The organism is Gemmatimonadota bacterium (assembly GCA_009692115.1).
Taxonomy (GTDB): domain Bacteria; phylum Gemmatimonadota; class Gemmatimonadetes; order Gemmatimonadales; family GWC2-71-9; genus SHZU01.
The window spans coordinates 103,500-121,105 of record SHZU01000007.1; the positions used below are offsets into that span (position 1 = coordinate 103,500).

The 17,606-nt window shown below is 64.2% G+C and carries 13 protein-coding genes; 8 read left to right on the forward strand and 5 right to left on the reverse strand.

Annotated elements, in window-relative coordinates:
* The first annotated feature begins 75 nt into the window (after positions 1–75).
* The gene (locus EXR94_09815; GenBank protein MSR03013.1) at positions 76–2,130 is read left to right on the forward strand and encodes a S9 family peptidase; all 2,055 of its coding nucleotides are present in this window, start codon (positions 76–78) and stop codon (positions 2,128–2,130) included.
* Here EXR94_09815 and msrB read toward each other — a convergent pair.
* A complete protein-coding gene (msrB, locus tag EXR94_09820; protein ID MSR03014.1) occupies positions 2,108–2,524 on the reverse strand; it encodes a peptide-methionine (R)-S-oxide reductase in 417 nt (138 codons plus the stop codon). The two genes, EXR94_09815 and msrB, sit on opposite strands and share 23 nt — an antisense overlap.
* A 66-nt stretch (positions 2,525–2,590) precedes the next feature.
* On the opposite strand from msrB, the gene EXR94_09825 reads away from it, so the two are divergent.
* The 5 genes from EXR94_09825 (at position 2,591) to EXR94_09845 (ending at position 11,574) form a co-directional block, all read left to right on the forward strand.
* A complete protein-coding gene (locus EXR94_09825) occupies positions 2,591–5,701 on the forward strand; it encodes a hypothetical protein (protein MSR03015.1) in 3,111 nt (1,036 codons plus the stop codon).
* A complete protein-coding gene (locus tag EXR94_09830; protein ID MSR03016.1) occupies positions 5,701–7,905 on the forward strand; it encodes a S9 family peptidase in 2,205 nt (734 codons plus the stop codon). Before EXR94_09825 ends, EXR94_09830 begins: the two co-directional genes overlap by 1 nt.
* Before the next feature lie 3 nt (positions 7,906–7,908).
* Positions 7,909–9,243, forward strand: a complete 1,335-nt coding sequence (locus EXR94_09835; protein ID MSR03017.1) for a M24 family metallopeptidase — start codon at positions 7,909–7,911, stop codon at positions 9,241–9,243.
* Positions 9,244–9,566: 323 nt separating this feature from the next.
* The gene (locus EXR94_09840) at positions 9,567–11,255 is read left to right on the forward strand and encodes an amidohydrolase (protein MSR03018.1); all 1,689 of its coding nucleotides are present in this window, start codon (positions 9,567–9,569) and stop codon (positions 11,253–11,255) included.
* A 61-nt stretch (positions 11,256–11,316) separates the two neighbouring features.
* A complete protein-coding gene (locus EXR94_09845) occupies positions 11,317–11,574 on the forward strand; it encodes a hypothetical protein (GenBank protein ID MSR03019.1) in 258 nt (85 codons plus the stop codon).
* Between the two features lie 813 nt (positions 11,575–12,387).
* Here the strand turns inward: EXR94_09845 and EXR94_09850 are convergent.
* Positions 12,388–12,771: a hypothetical protein gene (locus EXR94_09850; protein MSR03020.1), complete on the reverse strand. Its 384-nt coding sequence runs from the start codon at positions 12,769–12,771 to the stop codon at positions 12,388–12,390.
* Positions 12,772–12,796: 25 nt separating this feature from the next.
* Positions 12,797–14,560: an FtsX-like permease family protein gene (locus EXR94_09855; protein ID MSR03021.1), complete on the reverse strand. Its 1,764-nt coding sequence runs from the start codon at positions 14,558–14,560 to the stop codon at positions 12,797–12,799.
* A gap of 355 nt (positions 14,561–14,915) precedes the next feature.
* Here EXR94_09855 and lptC point away from each other — a divergent pair, with 355 nt between their 5' ends.
* Together lptC and EXR94_09865 are read left to right on the forward strand one after the other, a co-directional pair.
* Positions 14,916–15,491, forward strand: coding sequence for an LPS export ABC transporter periplasmic protein LptC (lptC, locus tag EXR94_09860; protein MSR03022.1), 576 nt, complete (start codon positions 14,916–14,918; stop codon positions 15,489–15,491).
* Positions 15,488–15,997, forward strand: a complete 510-nt coding sequence (locus tag EXR94_09865; protein ID MSR03023.1) for a GNAT family N-acetyltransferase — start codon at positions 15,488–15,490, stop codon at positions 15,995–15,997. Before lptC ends, EXR94_09865 begins: the two co-directional genes overlap by 4 nt.
* On the opposite strand, the gene EXR94_09870 is transcribed toward EXR94_09865, so the two are convergent.
* Both EXR94_09870 and EXR94_09875 read right to left on the reverse strand, forming a co-directional pair.
* Positions 15,939–16,544, reverse strand: coding sequence for a class I SAM-dependent methyltransferase (locus EXR94_09870; protein MSR03024.1), 606 nt, complete (start codon positions 16,542–16,544; stop codon positions 15,939–15,941). The genes EXR94_09865 and EXR94_09870 overlap by 59 nt on opposite strands.
* A gap of 8 nt (positions 16,545–16,552) precedes the next feature.
* Positions 16,553–17,560, reverse strand: coding sequence for an SDR family NAD(P)-dependent oxidoreductase (locus EXR94_09875; GenBank protein ID MSR03025.1), 1,008 nt, complete (start codon positions 17,558–17,560; stop codon positions 16,553–16,555).
* Positions 17,561–17,606 lie beyond the last annotated feature (46 nt).

Below are 17,606 nucleotides of genomic sequence, written 5' to 3' on the forward strand. Positions count from 1 at the left end.
ACGACGGAGGGTAACGAACCGGTCAGGGTGGAGTATATTTGGAGCCAGCTCACCGCCATAATCCAGGAGAATGCAATGATCCCCATTCGACTCGCCGTTGCCGGGTTGGTCTTGGCCGTGGTCGCCGCCACGACCCAAGCCTCCGCTCAGGAGACGCCCTCCGACACCCTCCTCACGGTCCAACACTTCCTCAACTGGGAAAACGTCGGCGACCCGCAGATCTCGCCCGATGGCACCCAGATCGTGTACAACCGGCGGTGGGTCAATGCCATGGAGGACCGGTTTGACTCGGCGCTCTGGATCATGGGTGCCGACGGGACCAAGCAGCGCTTCCTCCTGAAGGGCGGCTCGGCGCGGTGGTCGCCGGACGGGACCCGGATCGCTTACATCGCCGAGACCGACGGCAAGGCGCAGATCTTTGTTCGGTGGATGGACGCCGAGGGTGCGGTGTCCCAGATCACCCGGCTGACGGAAGCGCCGGGTTCTTTGGCGTGGTCACCGGACGGGAAGTGGCTCTCCTTTACGATGGGCGTCAAGTTCGAGCGGCCCTGGGCCATCAGCATGCCGGCGGCGCCGGCGGGCGCCAAGTGGACCCCGGCTCCGCGGCGGGTCACTGAGCTCCACTACCGTCAGGACCGGGCCGGGTTCATGGACCTGTCCTACGTCCAACTCTTCGTGGTGCCCGCCGACGGCGGGACTCCGCGCCAGATCACCACGGGCGAGTTCAACGTCGGATCCCGATTCGACCAACTGGTTGGCGGCGCCGGGTATAGCTGGACGCCGGACAGCAAGGGCATCCTGTTCGACGGTCACCGGCAGGCCAACGCCGACAAGAATTACCGCAACTCAGGCATTCACCTCGTGGACGTCGCCACGGGGTCCATTCGCACCCTGACGACGAGGCCCGGGAGCTGGGCCAACCCCGTGGTGTCGCCGGACGGCAAGACCGTGGCGTTTGCCGGGGCCGACTCAAGCCGGAAGAGCTACAAGACCTCCGAGCTCTATTTCATGGGGATCGATGGCGGCAACCAGCGGCCGGCCTCCGGCGATTTAGACCGCGATGTGAGCGACCTCAACTGGGCCCCGGACGGCAGCGGGGTGTACTTCGGGGTTCAGGATCGGGGCACCGCCAACTACTACTTCGCGGCGGTCAAAGGCGGCTATCGGCAACTGACGACGGGCAATCACATGCTCGACGTGAGTTCGATTTCGAACGCCGGCATTGCGGTCGGTACCAGGAGCGGTCCGAAGGAGCCGGGCGACATCATTCGGTTTGCGGTGGCCCGGCCGGCTGAGGTTTCCAAGCTCACTGACGTCAACGGTGATGTCCTCCAGAACATCAAGCTCGGTGACGTCGAAGAAGTGTGGTACACCTCGACCAGCGGCACCAAGGTCCAGGGTTGGATCGTCAAGCCGCCGAATTTCAATAAGAGCCGGAAATATCCGCTCGTCATGGAAATTCACGGCGGTCCGCACGGGATGTACGGTGTGGCGTTCAGCTATCAATTCCAGAACTTCGCGGCCAACGGCAACGTCGTTCTGTACACCAATCCGCGGGGCAGCACCGGCTACGGCACCGCGTTCGGGAACGCAATCGAGCGGCAATATCCGGGCGTCGACTATGACGACTTGATGGCCGGCGTCGACACGGTGGTTGGCCGGGGGTACATCGACACCAATCGGATGTATGTCGGGGGCTGCAGCGGCGGCGGGGTGTTGTCGAGTTGGGTTATCGGACACACCACCCGGTTTGCGGCCGCGGCGGTTCGGTGCCCGGTTACCAACTGGATGAGCATGGCGGGACAGACCGATGTTCCGCTTTTCATCGACAACTTCTACGACAAGCCGTTCTGGGAAGATCCGACGCCGTGGCTCAAGACCTCACCGATCATGTACGTCAAGAACGTCAAGACGGCGACGCTCCTGATGACCGGCGAGCTCGATCTTCGGACTCCGATGCCGCAGTCGGAGGAATTCTACACGGCGCTCAAGCGACTCAACGTGCCGACTGAGTTGCTCCGGTTCTCCGGTGAATACCACGGCACCTCGTCGAAGCCGTCCAACTTCATCCGGACCCAGCTCTACATGATGAGCTGGTACCAGAAGTTTACCGGCCCGGCAACTCCGTGAAGACCAGTGACTCCGAGTTGACGCAGTAGCGGAGTTTGGTCGGCGCCGGTCCGTCGGTAAAGACGTGGCCCAGGTGGCAGTTGCAGCGAACGCAGAGGACTTCGGTGCGGACCATGCCCTGGCTCTTGTCGGCGACGGTTTTGATGTTCTCCGGGGCTACTGGCTGGAAAAAGCTGGGCCAGCCGGTCCCGGAGTCGAATTTGGAGTCGGACGCGAATAACGGGAGGTCGCAACAGACGCAGGAGTAGAATCCCTTGCGTTTGTTGTCGAGGAGCGTTCCGCAGAAGGGGCGTTCGGTTCCCTTGCCCCTGGCAATTTGGTATTGCTCGGGGCTCAGCATGGCGCGCCAGTGGGTGTCGGGCTTGACGACGAGTTCGGTCTCAGCGGCGACCATTTGGCTCTGATTATTGAAGATTTTGACTTTCATGCCCCAAAGATAATCCCTACCCCGGAGTTTCCCTTGCACCACGCTCTTTTGCTGTTCGCGCTGGTTCAGCCGCTGCCCGCCGCCGCTCAATTTGACGGTCTCAAGTTCCGGAGCATCGGGCCGGCCACCCCAAGCGGGCGGATCGATGACTTCGCGGTCCTCGCCCGCGACCCCCGGACCTTCTACGTCGCCGCGGCCACGGGCGGGGTGTGGAAGACCACCAACAACGGGATCACGGTCACCCCCGTGTTTGACGAAGGCGGCTCGGGGTCGGTGGGTGCCATTGCCATCGCTCCAGCCGACGCCAACCTGGTCTGGGTCGGCACCGGCGAGGCGAACAACCGCCAAAGCTCCTCGTGGGGCGATGGGATCTACAAGTCGACCGACGGCGGCAAGTCGTGGAAACACATGGGCCTACGGGAGTCGAAGCAGATCGCCCGGATCCTCGTCGATCCGGTCGACCACGAGGTGGTCTACGTGGCCGCGCTTGGCGACCTCTGGAAAGCCGGGGGCGAACGGGGCATCTACAAGACGACCGACGGCGGGATTTCGTGGTCCCGGGTCCTCGACGCGGGGCCGGATGCCGGCGGGATCGAGTTGGTCATGGATCCCACCAACAACAAGGTGATGTACGCGGCGACCTATCAGCGCCGCCGGACCAGTTGGGGCATGAATGGCGGCGGGCCCAACTCGGCCCTCTGGAAGACCGCCGACGCCGGGCGGACCTGGACCAGGCTCACGAAGGGGCTACCGGAGGGGTCGCTGGGCCGGTCGGGGCTCGACGTCTACCGGGCCAACCCGAACATCGTCTATGCCCGGATCGAGCATCCGACCCAGGGCGGGGTGTACCGGAGCGACGACGCCGGGGCCAACTGGCGGAAGATGGGCTCGACCAACCCGCGGCCGATGTACTTCGGCGTCATCAAGGTCGACCCGAGAAACGATCTCAGAGTCTATGTCCCGGGCCTCAACGTGCTGGTGTCGGACGACGGCGGGAAGACCTTCCGGTCGCTCGACGAGAAGATCCATGTCGATTATCACGCCATGTGGATCAACCCTTCCGATCCCGAGCACCTGATGATCGGCGGCGACGGTGGCGTCGGGATCAGCTACGACCGAGGTGCCAAGTGGATGTGGTTGCCGCACATTCCAGTCGGGCAGTTCTATCATGTCGGGTTCGACATGCAAACCCCGTACACCATCTGCGGCGGGCTGCAGGACAACAACACTTGGTGCGGGCCGAGCCAGGTGCGCTCCAAGGACGGTAGCGCCAACGACGACTGGTTCGTAGCCCAGGGCGGCGACGGATTCGTCGGGCTGATCGATCCGACTAATCACAAGATCATCTACGCTGAATCGCAGGACGGCAACATCGTTCGGACCGACCGGACGACCAACGAGCGGAAGAGTGTCCGCCCCGAGGCGGTTCCGGGTGAGAAGCCGCTCCGATGGAACTGGGACACCCCGTTCATGCTCTCGTCCCACGATCCGGCCACGCTCTACGCGGGGGCCAACACACTCTACAAGACGACCGACCGTGGTCATTCGTGGAAAGCCGTGAGCGGTGATCTGACGCTGGCGCTCGACCGGGACACGGTCGATCTGATGGGGATGAAGGGCAAAGACATCAAGATCGCCAAGAACGACGGCGTATCCGTGTACGGTACGTTGTTCACGATTGCCGAGTCGCGGCTCAAGAAGGGGCTGCTCTATACCGGGTCCGATGACGGCCAGGTGTCGGTGACGCGTGACGATGGGGCCGCCTGGGCCAACGTCACCCCCAAGATTCCGAATGCCCCAAAGTGGGCCTATGTGTCCAAGGTGGAGCCTTCGAAATTCGCCGAAGGCACGGTGTATGTGACCTTCGACGGTCATCGGAGCGGTGACTACGGAACCTACGTCTATGCCAGCACCGACTTCGGTGGTTCGTTCCGGTCGATCGCCGCGAACCTGCCGAGCGGCGTGGTGGTTCGGACCATTACCGAAGACCTCAAGAATCCGGACGTGCTCTATCTCGGTGCCGAGAACGGGTTGTTCGTCACCACGGACCGGGGGCGCTCGTGGGTCCGGGTCAAAGCCAACGTCCCCACCGTGCCGGTGTATGAAATCACCCTCCACCCGCGGGACAACGACATGATCCTCGCGACCCACGGCCGGGCGCTCTGGATTCTCGATGATCTGACGCCGTTCCAGCAATACTCGGTAGCGGCGGCCAAGGATGCCCACGTGTTCGAGGTTGAGCCGGCGGTAGAGCGGGTCCGGGCCGAGGACCGGATGCGGGAGTTCGAAGGCGACATGCGGTTCTTGGGCGAGAATCCGCCGGTTGGCGCGCCGATCACCTACCATCTGAAGACCAAAGGCGACAGCGTCCGGATCGTGATCAAGGATGGCTCGGGCGCCATCGTTCGGGAACTGAACGGTGACAGCGCCAAAACCAAACCCACCTCGGGGATCAATACGATAGTGTGGGACTTCCGAGTCGAGCCGCTGCCACCTTCCAAACGAGCTGGCACAGATCTGCCATCGTTCTTCGGGGGCGGGCGGGAAGGCCCGATGGTGCTCCCGGGTACCTACACGGCTGCGCTGTTCGTCAACGGCAAGGAGGCGGCCTCGGGCCCGGTTCAGGTCCGGCTCGATCCCGACATCCAGATCGCGGATGCCGACTTGAAGGAACGGTTCGACGCACTCAAACAGCTCCACGGCTTGAACCGGACGCTGACCGCCGCTACCGATGCCGTGCGGGATGCCGACGACCAGTTGGGCTCGATTCGGAAGGGACTGCCGGACTCGACCAAGGTCCCGGCGCCGATCAAAGCCACGACGGATTCGCTCACCAAGGAACTGGTCGGCCTCAAGCGGAAGCTTGGGATCCGAACGCCGGGCGAGGATCTGTTCAGTATGGATTTCTCCGAGCTTCGGCGGGCGCTTCCCATCCGCCTGTCGATGACCGGTGGTGACATCGGCGGGGCCCACGTGAAACCGAGCGAGGCGAATCGTCAGGCGGTGAGTGCGCTGGCCACGGAGGTTCCGGCTGCGGTGACGGAGGTCAATGGGTTCCTGGCCAAGTTGAAGCCGTTCTACTTGCGGCTGGCCGAGGCCGGACTCTATCCCGTGGTGCCGGCGCCGGTCGAGGAGAAGCGCTGATGCGGTGGATTCCAGTGGTTTCGGCTGCCGGGTTGGCCGCGGCGGCGTCGCTGTCAGCCCAAGCCAAGCGGCCAATGACGTTTCTCGATGTGCAGCGGCTGAACCAGACGGGAAGCCTGGCTCTCTCTCCCAATGGCCGCTCGGCGTTGTACGCGCTGTCGGTCCCGGATTGGAAAGAGGCCCGCCGGTTCACGGACATCTGGGTCGTTTCGACCGACCAAGGGGTTGGTTCGGCCCGGCAGCTCACGTTCACCCCGGACAAGAACGAAACGGCGCCACGCTGGGCTCGTGACGGGTCATTCTTCGTGTTCAGTTCGAATCGTGAACGGTCCGATTCAGGTGCCAGGAACCAGCTGTATGCCATGCGGACCGACGGTGGCGAGGCCCGGAAGATCACTGACGCGAAGGACGGCGTCGGCACGTTCGTCTTCTCCCATGACGGCCGGTGGCTTGTGTACTCGGCCGGCAAGACGGACGAACAGCAAGTATGGGCCTTGTCGGTGGCCGATTTGGCCGCGGCGCCGATTCAGCTGACCAAGCATGCCGCCCCGGTTACTTGGTGGGAGATGTCTCCCGACAGCCGGTCGCTTTATTTCATCGCGCCCGATAGCGTCGACAAAGACAACCTTGACCGGGTCGAGAAGAAGTTTGACGTCAAGATCCGGAATGAAGACTCGCCCCTGCGGCATCTCTGGGTAGCGGATCTCGAAAGCCGGGTCGAGAAGCGCCTGACCGGCGGCACCGACTACACGGTTGGGAACGTCGAAGTCTCCCCTGATGGCCGGTGGATCAGCTTCAATGGAACGCCCAACGACCGGTACCAGCGGACCGTGACCGAGACCGGCAACCACGCCGACGGATACCTGCTCGAGGTTTCGACCGGCAAGATTGAACGACTGACCACGACCGCCGACATCGGTGAGAGCGGCTTGTCGTTTTCGCCGGACAGCAAATGGATCGCCTTCTCCGCAGCGAACGACTTCGTCTATTCCCGGGACTCGAGAGTCTACCTCCGGGAGGTCACCGCCAGCGGCGGACCGTGGCGGAAACTCGGTGATGGCTTTGACGGGGGCGTGTCGGCGGATTGGTGGTCGAAGGACGGCAAGACGATCTACTTCACCGAGGGAATTCAGGCGACCAGCCAGGTCATGGCGCTTGACGTAGCCCTCAACACGGTGACCCAGGTCTCCAGGGAAAAGGGGACCATTGCCGCCACCCGGGACGAGGATACCGGTTTGATCCTGGTCACCTACGCCGACCCCTCGACGCCGACCAGCCAGTACCTGGTTCGCACCGAGGCCAATCTCGCGACGAAAAGTGCCTGGACCCGGCTGACCAATCCGAATCCGCAGGTGGCGGGCTTTGCGTTAGGCGAAGCCGACGAGATCACCTGGAAATCGAAGGACGGAAAGCTGGTCGGCGGGGTGCTGCTGAAGCCGGCGGGTTTCGTTCCGGGCCGTCCGTATCCGTTGATCGTCCAAATCCACGGCGGGCCGGCCGGTGCCGACATGTTGGGTTTCAATGGCGGCTACGGCTCGCAGATTTACGCCGGCGCCGGCTACGCCGTGTTGATGCCGAACTACCGCGGGTCGACCAACTACGGCGAGCGCCACCGGATGGAAACCGCCGGCATCGGGAAGTACTTCGACCGCGGCTTTGAAGACATCATGACGGGCGTGGACTATCTGATCGCCCAGGGCATTGCCCATCCGGATAGCCTTGGGGTCATGGGTTGGAGCGCCGGAGGCCACTACTCGAACTGGATCTTGACCCACACCGCACGGTTCAAGGCCATCTCGAGCGGCGCGGGTACCATGAACTGGATTTCGATGTATGCCCAAAGTGATATTCAGCGAAACCGGCAGTGGTACATGGGCGGCGACCTCCCGTACGACAACTTCGACGCCTACTGGAAGGTGTCGCCCCTCAAGTACATCAAGGCGGCCAAGACGCCAACCTTGATCCACGTCGTCGATGGCGATCCGCGGGTGCCGAGGCCTCAATCGGAGGAGCTCCACATGGCGCTCAAGAAGCTCGGCGTCCCGACCGAGTTCTTCGTCTACCCCGGTGATACCCACGGGATTACCGCGCCCCGGAACCAACTGGTGAAAGCCCATGTGGAGTTCCAGTGGTTCGAGAAGTATATTCGGGGCAAGCCGGGTTGGTTCACGTGGCGCGACCTCCTCCAGACCTTGGAGAACTGACTGATGACTGGACTTCTGTTTGCCGGGCTGCTCGCCATGGTTCAGCAGCCGCTGGTGGTGCCGCCATGGTCCGCTCAGCTCGCCACCCGCGAAAGCTGGCTGGCCAAGCGCCACGAGATGTTGCTGCCGATGATGCGGCGGCACGGGGTCGCGATGTGGATCGTGGTCAACGAGGAGTTTCATGCCGACCCGATCGTCCCTACCATCGCCCCGCCCCTCCCCTACGCCGGCAACCGCGATTTCTTCATCTTTGCCGATGACGGCGGCAACCGGGTCAAGGCGTTCTCGATCACCGGCTACCCGGAAGAGCAGATCAATGCCTATTTCGAGCCGATGTCCGAAGGCCGGAACCCGTCCAAGATGCTGTCCGACCTGTTCCGCCGCTTCAGACCCAAGACCATCGCCCTCGGCATTGAGGGCTCCCGCGGCGTCACCCGAACCCTCACCCACGCGACCTTCCAGCTGATCCAACAAGCCATTGACTCTACCCCGGAATGCCGAGCGCCGAGCGCCGAGTGCCGAGTGACGGGCAGTGAAGCGCTGATCGAAGACCACCTCGATACCCGGATTCCGGAAGAGTTTGCCACCTACCAGCACCTCGTCAAGATCACCGACCAGATCGCGAAGAAGGCCCTGTCCAATGCGGTGATCACGCCGGGTAAGACCACGGTCGGGGACGTGCGGCGGTTCCTGTTCGACGAATACGCCAGGCGGGGGGCCACTACGTGGTTTCAGCCCGACGTCCGGGTCCAGCGGCTCGGCGGCGGCAACTACGAGTTGGGCAAACATTCCGCCACGCCATCGGTGCCGGGACCGGCCTTGGAGGGCACGATCATCAAGCGGGGCGACGTGGTGCACATCGACATAGGCATCACGGCGATGGGATTTGATACCGATTGGCAGAAGATGGCGTACGTGCTGAAAGCTGGTGAGCGGGACGTGCCGGCCGGTCTCAAGAAAGCGATGGCGAATACCAATGCGTTGCAGGACGCGGTGATGAGGCCCTGCTCGCGGCCCGGCCGGCTCAACACCGAGGCCTACGACTGCGCCATGGCGGAGATGAAGGAGCGGGGGATCGAGGCGATGATCTACTCTCATCCCATCGGCAATCAGGGCCATGGCTTGGGGGCGGGGGTGTCGTTCGGTAGCGCGCCTGGGCGAGCGGGGAAGCCGTTGCGGTTAGGCTCCTATATCTCGATCGAGCTCAATACCGCGACGGCGGTGCCGGAGTGGCGCGGGCAGAAGGTCTACGTGATGATGGAGGACGACGCCCATCTCACGGAGGAGGGCTGGACGTTCTTTGGCCCGCGTCAGACCGAGTGGTATCTGGTGCGGTAGGAGCCGAAACGAATCAGCCCCCGGAGCTCTCGGGACCCCACTGCTACGCCTCATTGTAGGCTCTCTCAAGAACCGCTACGTCGAGCTTCATCCTCATCGTCATGGCTTCCATCACGGCCTTCACCTTCCCAGGGTTCCTGTCACGGATCAGCTCCATGAATCGTCGTGGGACAATCTGCCACGAGCTCACGAACGTCAACCTGAACGCCGTGTTTCCAGCACGACTCCGATCCATCGACCCATCCCGCAATCGTACCGCTCGCCCTCGACTCGGCACAAGGGAGACCTTGCGACGGGGCTGGTCGGGCGACACGTTATAGCCCATGAACCGATCTCATCTGCTGCTCTCCGCGCTCTTGGCCACCGGCTGCGCGGCCTCCGAACCTGCCGACCTCGTGCTCAAAAATGGGGTGGTCTACACCGTCGACGATCAGAATCCCAAGGCCGAAGCCGTGGCGATTCGGGGCTCCGAAATCATTTTCGTTGGCTCCAACGCCGAGGCCGCCAAGTTCGAGGGCTCGAAGACCCGGGTCGTTGATCTGGCCGGGGCCACCGTGCTCCCCGGACTGGCCGACGCGCATTACCACCTAAGCGGGGTGGGCGAGCGGGAGATGGTCCTAAATCTCGAAGGCACCGGCACCAAGGAGGCGTTCCTTGCGAAGGTGGCCGAGCGGGTCGGGGTCGCCAAGCCGGGGGAGTGGGTGACCGGCCGGGGTTGGATCGAGACCTTCTGGGTTCCCCAGGCGTTTCCGAGCCGGCACGATCTCGATCGGATTGCCCCCAACAATCCGGTGGCCTTGGTCCGAGCGGACGGGCACGCCCTGGTCGCGAATACCAAAGCGCTCGCGCTGGCCGGGATCACGCCGGCTACGGCCGCTCCGCCGGCCGGCGCCCTCAACAAGGACGTCAAGGGTGAATTGACCGGGATGTTGATCGACGGGGCCATGGGGCTTCTCTACCGGGTCGTGCCCCCGCCAACCTCCGCCGACGAGGACTCGGCCTACGTCATCGGAGCCCGGCTTAGTGTCGAACTCGGGTGGACCCAAGTCCACGATGCCGGCGTGTCATGGGGTGATGTGGCCCGGATCCGGCGCCTCTACGGCCAAGGGGCCATCAAGCTCCGGACCTACCAGGCCATTCGCGGTCCCGGCTCCGATGCCGATTCGCTCCTGGCGAACGGCGCGAGCGTCGACGAATTTGGCGGCCGCTATACCGTTCGGACGCTCAAAGCGGCCGTGGACGGGGCGTTAGGCTCTCGTGGCGCGCTGTTGATCGAGCCCTACAGCGACGATGCCAAGGTCCATGGCTTGCTGACCACCGATACCGCCGCGTTTCGGACGATGTTGGTGAGCGCCCTGGAAAAAGGGATTCAAGTCGAGACCCACGCGATCGGAGACGGCGGGAATCGATTGATGCTCGATATGTACGCCGCCGCCTTCAAGTCGGTACCCAACGGCGAGCGGCGGCGGGTCCACCAGCCCCGGTGGCGAAACGAGCATGCCCAGATCGTCGACCCCGCCGATATCCCGCGGTTCAAGGAACTTGGCGTGATTCCCTCGATGCAGCCGTCCCATGCCATCGGCGACTTGTATTTTGCCGAAGCCCGGCTTGGCGCCAAGCGCTTGATCGGGGCGTACGCCTGGAAGTCGTTTCTCGACCTTGGGCTACCGGTAGCCGGTGGCTCGGATGCGCCGGTTGAACGGGGCGAGCCGATGATCGAGTTCTACGCCGCCGTGGCGCGCCGGGATATCCGGGGCAACGCGGGCGCTGATTCGGTGTGGCATCCCGAGCAAAAGGTCAGCCGCGAGGAGGCGCTCAAGATGTTCACGAAGTATGCGGCCTTCGCTTCGTTCGAGGAGGACAAGCGCGGGTCGATCACTAAGGGAAAGTGGGCCGACCTGACGATCCTCGACCGGGACATCATGACGGTGCCGGAGGTGGACATTCTCACCACGAAGACGGTGATGACGATCATCGCCGGCGAGGTGGTGTATGCCAAGCCGGGCAACTAACCCCGCAGAGCACGCCGCCGGCGTGGTCATCTCTTTGTCTAAGCTGTATTACGATTAGCCAATGCGCTTCTTCATTGGCGGCATCGCCACGGAGTCGAACGAGTTCGTTTCTTACCCTACTCCTCTAAGTGACTTTCGGATTCACCGGGATTGGGCCGACGACGACGCTGTCGGTCGGGTCCTCTCGGCGGCTCGTCCGTGGCGCCGCCTGGTTCGAGAGGCCGGCCACGAGGTCGTTCCCGGGTTGCTGGCCTGGGCCATGTCGAGTGGCCCCGCCGGGTGGCCGGTTGGCTTCTTGGGTCGGCTGGCCATGTTCTGACCCAATGGCGGATTGGCCGGGCCGGGACCTGGCTCGACGTTGAGGCGGCGGCGACCGACCTCACCGCGGACCCGGTGGTCGAAGGGATCGTGGTCAATCTTCGGGATGTCACGGAACGGGTGCGGCTCGAAGCCGAGTTGGTGCAGGCCCAGAAGCTTGAGGCTGTCGGCCGGCTCTCCAGCAGTATTGTCCATGACTTCAACAACTTGCTCACGATCATTATTGGGAACCTGCAACTGGCTCGTATGGCCGGACCCCAAGGCGGATCCGCCGACCTTCAAGCCGTCGAAGCCGCGCCGCGCCGCGGGGCCGCCTTGTCCCGCCAGCTCCTCTCGCTCAGCCGCCCGGTGGAGGTCTCGACGAGGATCGTCGATCTGGGCGGCCTGGTGCGGGCGGTCGAACCAACGCTCCGCACGGTGCTGCCGTCGTCGATTCAGATGATCGTGACGATCGGAGCCGAGCCCACGCCGGTGATGCTCGACGATGCCCAGGCGGAGCAGATCCTCCTCAACCTGGCGCTGAACGCGCGGGATGCGATGCCGGCCGGGGGCACGCTCAGCGTGTCGGTCGGTCTTGAGCCATGTGGCCAGCGGGTGCAACTGGCCGTGAGCGATACCGGCACCGGGATGTCGGACGAAGTCTTGGCCCTGGTACTGACCGATCTGGTCATCCCGAACATGGGCGGCGAAGCCCTGGCCCGGCAGATCGGCCGGGAGTTCATTGGCTTGCCGGTCCTCTGCATGTCCGGCACTCCCGGCCTGACCACAGCCGTACTCCCTCACGATCATTATCTCGGCGGACTCGTAGTGAGCGCTAACCGACCCGCCATTCACTCCACTCCACCCGGCGCGCCATCACGATCTCACGGACCTGGCGTTCCCGCCCGGTCAAGCCGGCGGCTCCGGTCTTGGCTTCGACGAACACGATTCGATCCAGGTGGCCCGCCGCGAGTCCGTCGAATACCACGAAATCAACCGGCGAACCGAGGAAGCGCACGTCCTTCGGGTTGAAGGTAAATCCCGGTAGAAACGGGAGGAGCTGCTCGGACACCTTGCCGGCGATCACCGCCTGGCTTCGCGCCACCGCGTCGCGCCGAATCTGTTGGGTATGGCGGGCTTTCCAGCTGAAGAAGAGAGCGGCCCCACTTAAGAAACCAATACTCAAGCCCAAGAGGGCGCCCAACAGGACATCGGACATGGAAGCCTCGACGGCGGGAGTGGGTTTAGCGGTTGCTGGTGAGCTCGGCGGGCCTGGCTTTCGCGGCCTGCCACGCCGGCCCCACGGAGGCGAGCACCGTGATCGCCGCCAGCCCGCCCGCCATGCCGAAGACGAGCGCCGGCTGCCAGTAGGAAAGGCCCGGCACCAACTGAGCGATTGCAGGCCACAGGACCGGTCCGAAGAACACCACGCCGACGCCGGTTCCCGCACCGGACACCACCAGGGCCCTCGTCAGCACGAAGGACCGGATCTGCCACCGCGTTGCCCCAACCGACCGGCGGATCGAGAATTCAATCCGCGATCCGGACACCCATATGGCCATCAGGACCGCAATCCCGCCGGCCGCGAGCAGCAGTGTCGCGGCAGCCTCGAGGCCGAAGAGCCAGCCGAACCAAAGCACCACCGCCGTTCGTTGCCGGGCCAGAGCGGCCCGGGTCGTCCGGTCGACGACCGTCACAGCGTTAGGCACGGCCATACCATCCAGCGGGGTGCCGACGATCAGGAGTTCGGTTCGTCGTCCAGGCGCCTGGAGGGAACTCAAGTAGATCGTTTCGAGCGGCCCGATTCCGCTCCCGAGCCCCCGGCCGGCGTCCTGGTCGTCGACCACCCCGATGACCCGATAGGCCGGACCGGTCATCCGGCCCGCCAAGAACACCTCCCGGCCAAGCGGCTGGCCCGACTCGAAGTACCTGGCGGCCAAGTACCGGTTCACCACGGCAACCCGGGTTGCCCCGAGGCTGTCGGCGGCGGCGAAGCCCCGACCCGCGATCATCGGGAATCCCCGAGCCCGGAAGGTGTCGGCGCTGGCGGTGTGATAGGTGGTCCGGAGCGGCCGCCATTTGAGGTAGATACCGCCGACATAACACTGGCCGCAGTCGGTCGTGAGCTGATCGATCGGGCCGATGCCCTCGTGCCCGCCCGGACTTGTCAGGCTCGCGACGGCGCCAGGGTCTCCGCCGTGCATCGCCACCAACAGCCGGCCATAGTCCCGGCCCCGGGCCCCCACATCGACCCCGTCGTGCTCGAGTTGATAGAGAGCACCTGGCTCGGTGGCTGGGGCGGTGGAGGGAGCCAGCAGCGGCCGGCGCACTTGGCCCGCAATCATGGCGGCGCCAACCAAGGTGGCGAGCCCCACGCCCAGCTGGGTTGCCGGAATCCAGAGCGGCGGCGGGGTTTCAACCTGCTCCGTGACGCCCCGGGACCGCGCCGCAATCAACGGGAAGAGAGCACCCGCGACCATCAAACCACCGATCGCCGCCAGCGCCATGAGTGGAGCGCCGAACCCTGGCGCTGCCGAGGTGCCGGGCCAAGTTGCCATGGCCAATCGAACGGCACCAATGCTGAGGCTGATGGCGGCTCCGACCACCATCGCTCCGATCCCGAGGCCTTCCCCGATGGCCGCCCGAACCAGCGAACCCCGACTGGCCCCAACTGCTCGCCGGATCGCGACTTCCGGAATCCGCTGGCCGGCCAGGGTGGCCCACAACGCAAGTCCCGTGACCCCGCCAACCGCCAGAGCGCTCCACCCGAGGACCACCAACCACCCCAGAAGTTGGTCCACCGCCAGACGCTGAAGGGCGCTGGCCGGGGTAGCCGAGTCCGTCCACCGGATCCCGGCATCCAACGAAGCAATGGGGGGGGGCGTAATGACGGGTGCACTTGCCGTTGGCGCGAGCCATCCAGGGACCAGGGCCGCGACGAGAGCCAAAACACCCACCAGCACGGTGAGGATTCGAACCGGCCGATTGACTCGGAACCAGGTAGTCATCGGTACAATCTCGATCGGCTGCGGAGCCGGTGCAACATCCGGGGCCTTGGAAACTTTCCCCGAAACCCGGGCGTCGGTACAGAATAGGTATGTCGACGACCCCTCCTTTCCTCGCGTCCCTCCTCGCATTGCTGTTTAAATATCCAAGCCGGGTGTTCGAGCAGGGCGTGTTCGTGTGGCAAGGAGCCGGTTGGGCTCGGCTGGTCGTGCCGGCGGTTGGGTTGTTGATCGTTGTGGCGGGGTGGTCCTACCTCCGGGCCGGGCGGGTTCGGCCCGGGTGCCGCCCCAGTTTCGCGAGCAGGTGGAGGAGTACTATCGTTCGCTCGCTCGGGACCGGCCATCGAAACCTTGAGATCTGAAAGCAGGCAGCGTGGGACAACTCGGGATCTCGTGGACAACGATCATTCGACTGGCCGGCCTGGCGGTTGCCCTGGCCGGATGCGGTTCCCCCGGCCCGGCGATCGCCCCGGAAGTCAGCTCGGCCGACGCGGCGGACCAGGTCCTGACCGGAGTGGTCACCAATCTCGCTGTCGACGGCCGCCGGAAGAATTACGTCGTGGCCGATTCCGCGTTTACCTACCAAGAGGCCCAGCGTCTCGAGTTCATCCAGGTCCGGGTCACGTTCTTTGACGCCGAGGGCCAGCAAACCGCGGAGTTGACCGCCCGCCGGGCCGGATACACGATCCAGAACCAGGTCTTCGACGCCCGCGGTGACGTCGTCGTGATCACGCCGCGCCGCGATACCCTCCGGAGTGCCCGAGTGGCCTACGACAATGTCGCTCGCCAGTTCCGATCCGATTCGGCTTTTGTCTTCAAGGCCAAGGCCGGCCTCGTCACCGGCAAGGGCTTTACCGCGGATCCCGGGCTTCGGAATCTCGTTTCAGCCCGAAAACGTCCCGGGCCGCGGTTGGACCCGCAATCCGCTCGATGAGCTATTCAATTCGCGCCGCGTCCCCGGCGGACGTCGAACCGATGCTGGCCTTGTTCCCAAGGCTCGCGGCGTTTCCGCTCCCGCCCGAACGTCGCGCGGAGCATCTCTGGGAAGGCGACGCCGATCTCCTCCGTCGCTGGACCACTGGCGCCGTTCCCCAATGCCTGGTTTATGTCGCCGTGGATCCCGACGATCGGATCGTTGGGGTTGTCATGGCCCAACTGCGCGAAGAATTGCTGAGTCACCAGCCCAGTGCGCACCTTGAAGTTGTCGCGGTCCACGCCGACGCCGAGGGTCAGGGGATCGGCCGACGATTGATCGAAGAAATCGAACAGAAGGTCCAGGCCCGCGGGGCTGAATCACTCACCCTGCATGTGTTCGGCAGCAACACTCGGGCCCGATCGGTGTACGAGCGGCTCGGGTTTACCGGTGAACTGATCCGCTACATCAAGTACTTCGGCCAAGCCGCGAAACCGGGTCCGGCCGACCGTTCCGGTAGGTCTTGACGCCGTCGTTGACGGTGTGGAGCAGCAAGAGGCCGTCCGAGCGCCCATAGGTCTTCATCAAGTCGAGCATCATCGGTTCTTCGCCCCCCCACGGGTAGCCGAACACCACGTCGAAGTCGTCGAGTGCGTACCCCAGTTGCAGGTATCCGGACGGTCCGGTGCCGACGGTGCCGGTGCGCCCGTCGCCGTCGCTTGGCTGCCATCGATACCCGGTTGGCAGAAAGCTCCCGGCGGCAAACCGCGCCCGCGAATCGAATTTCTCGGCCAGACGTCGTGCCGTGGCGACCAGGCTCGAGTCCAATTCGATTCCGTAAGCCTCGAAGCCAAGCAGATCGGCCATGATCGTAATGACCCCGGTGGCCGAACCCCACTCCAGAAATCGCCGGCCCGGGCCCCGATGCGGCAGCAAGGCCGCCAGCACCACTTCATAGTCGGCAGCGACAAACGGGTGAAAGTGATGCTCCCGGACTTCGAGGGCAAACTGATCCCAGACCGCCCAGCCCTCGGTGCACAAGGCTTCGACCCGAGCGCGGAGCGCGTCATCCATACTATGGCCTACTTGGGCCGCTTGAGCGCCTGGTCCAGCATTGAGACCAGAGAATCCCGGCTGTAGCTGAAGGCATGGCCCTCGTTGAGCTGGACCAATTCGAGGATCTGCTTTCGGAGCGTGCCTTCGGCCTGCCGCTGGTTCGGCACGACCATGTAGCGGGCCTTCGGGGCGGGGTCGAACACCGCGTGAAGGGCAGCCTGGGCCACATCGTCCGGCTTGGGGTCGCGCGATTCGGCTGTGGTGGAGTTGAGCAACCCGCGGAGCTCCTTCTCGAACATCGAGCCCTCGATCTTCTTGCCCCGTTCTTCCATTCGCCGAACCACGTTCCGGCCCATCTCGGACTGATAGCCGCCCGGCTCGATCACGCTCACCCGGACCCCCACTCGGCCCAACTCGGCGGCGAGCGCGTCGGTATAGGCCTCGACGGCGTGTTTGCTCATGCTGTACGCTCCGAGCAGCGGGCCCGAGAGGATACCCGAGATCGACCCTGTCGTGACGACCCGGCCTTTGGAGGCAATCAACAGCTTGCTGAAGGCTTTGGTCATCCGGAACGGCCCATACACGTTCACGTCGAAAACGAAGGTCAAGTCCTCCTCTTCCATCTCGATCAGCGGTTCCGCCACCGCCACGCCGGCGTTGTTGACGAGGCCATGGAGTCCGCGGCCACCCCGCTCGACCGTGGTAACGGCGGCCGCGATGTCGGCCTTGGAGGTCACGTCGAGCTTGATGGCCTGCACATTATGGATCTTGTTCAGATCGGCGATGTCCTGATCCTTCCGCGCGCCGGCGTAGACGAAATACCCCTTGAAGGCAAACAATTCCGTCATCGTTCGCCCGATCCCGGTACTGGCACCGGTGATCAGCACCGCCTTCTGGGCCGCCGGATTCTGGGCTCCAAGCCTCGCCGTGCCGAGCACGGTGGCCAGCAGAACAACAAGCTTTGTGACGTGGCGGATCAAGGCTTCCTCAAGAGTGTTGGACAGCCTTGAAAGTACCATGGTCCCTAAAACCATGTGGGTCGCCTGGGTTCGGCATCTCCCGATCAGGTCGGTGGGGTGG

What these genes read in the sequence shown, in the direction of transcription:
- EXR94_09815 (MSR03013.1), top strand. Translation starts at nt 76, where the DNA reads ATGATCCCCATTCGACTCGCCGTTGCCGGGTTGGTCTTGGCCGTGGTC.
- msrB (MSR03014.1), bottom strand. Translation starts at nt 2,524, where the DNA reads ATGGTCGCCGCTGAGACCGAACTCGTCGTCAAGCCCGACACCCACTGG.
- EXR94_09830 (MSR03016.1), top strand. Translation starts at nt 5,701, where the DNA reads ATGCGGTGGATTCCAGTGGTTTCGGCTGCCGGGTTGGCCGCGGCGGCG.
- EXR94_09835 (MSR03017.1), top strand. Translation starts at nt 7,909, where the DNA reads ATGACTGGACTTCTGTTTGCCGGGCTGCTCGCCATGGTTCAGCAGCCG.
- EXR94_09840 (MSR03018.1), top strand. Translation starts at nt 9,567, where the DNA reads ATGAACCGATCTCATCTGCTGCTCTCCGCGCTCTTGGCCACCGGCTGC.
- EXR94_09845 (MSR03019.1), top strand. Translation starts at nt 11,317, where the DNA reads ATGCGCTTCTTCATTGGCGGCATCGCCACGGAGTCGAACGAGTTCGTT.
- EXR94_09850 (MSR03020.1), bottom strand. Translation starts at nt 12,771, where the DNA reads ATGTCCGATGTCCTGTTGGGCGCCCTCTTGGGCTTGAGTATTGGTTTC.
- EXR94_09855 (MSR03021.1), bottom strand. Translation starts at nt 14,560, where the DNA reads ATGACTACCTGGTTCCGAGTCAATCGGCCGGTTCGAATCCTCACCGTG.
- EXR94_09865 (MSR03023.1), top strand. Translation starts at nt 15,488, where the DNA reads ATGAGCTATTCAATTCGCGCCGCGTCCCCGGCGGACGTCGAACCGATG.
- EXR94_09870 (MSR03024.1), bottom strand. Translation starts at nt 16,544, where the DNA reads ATGGATGACGCGCTCCGCGCTCGGGTCGAAGCCTTGTGCACCGAGGGC.
- EXR94_09875 (MSR03025.1), bottom strand. Translation starts at nt 17,560, where the DNA reads ATGGTTTTAGGGACCATGGTACTTTCAAGGCTGTCCAACACTCTTGAG.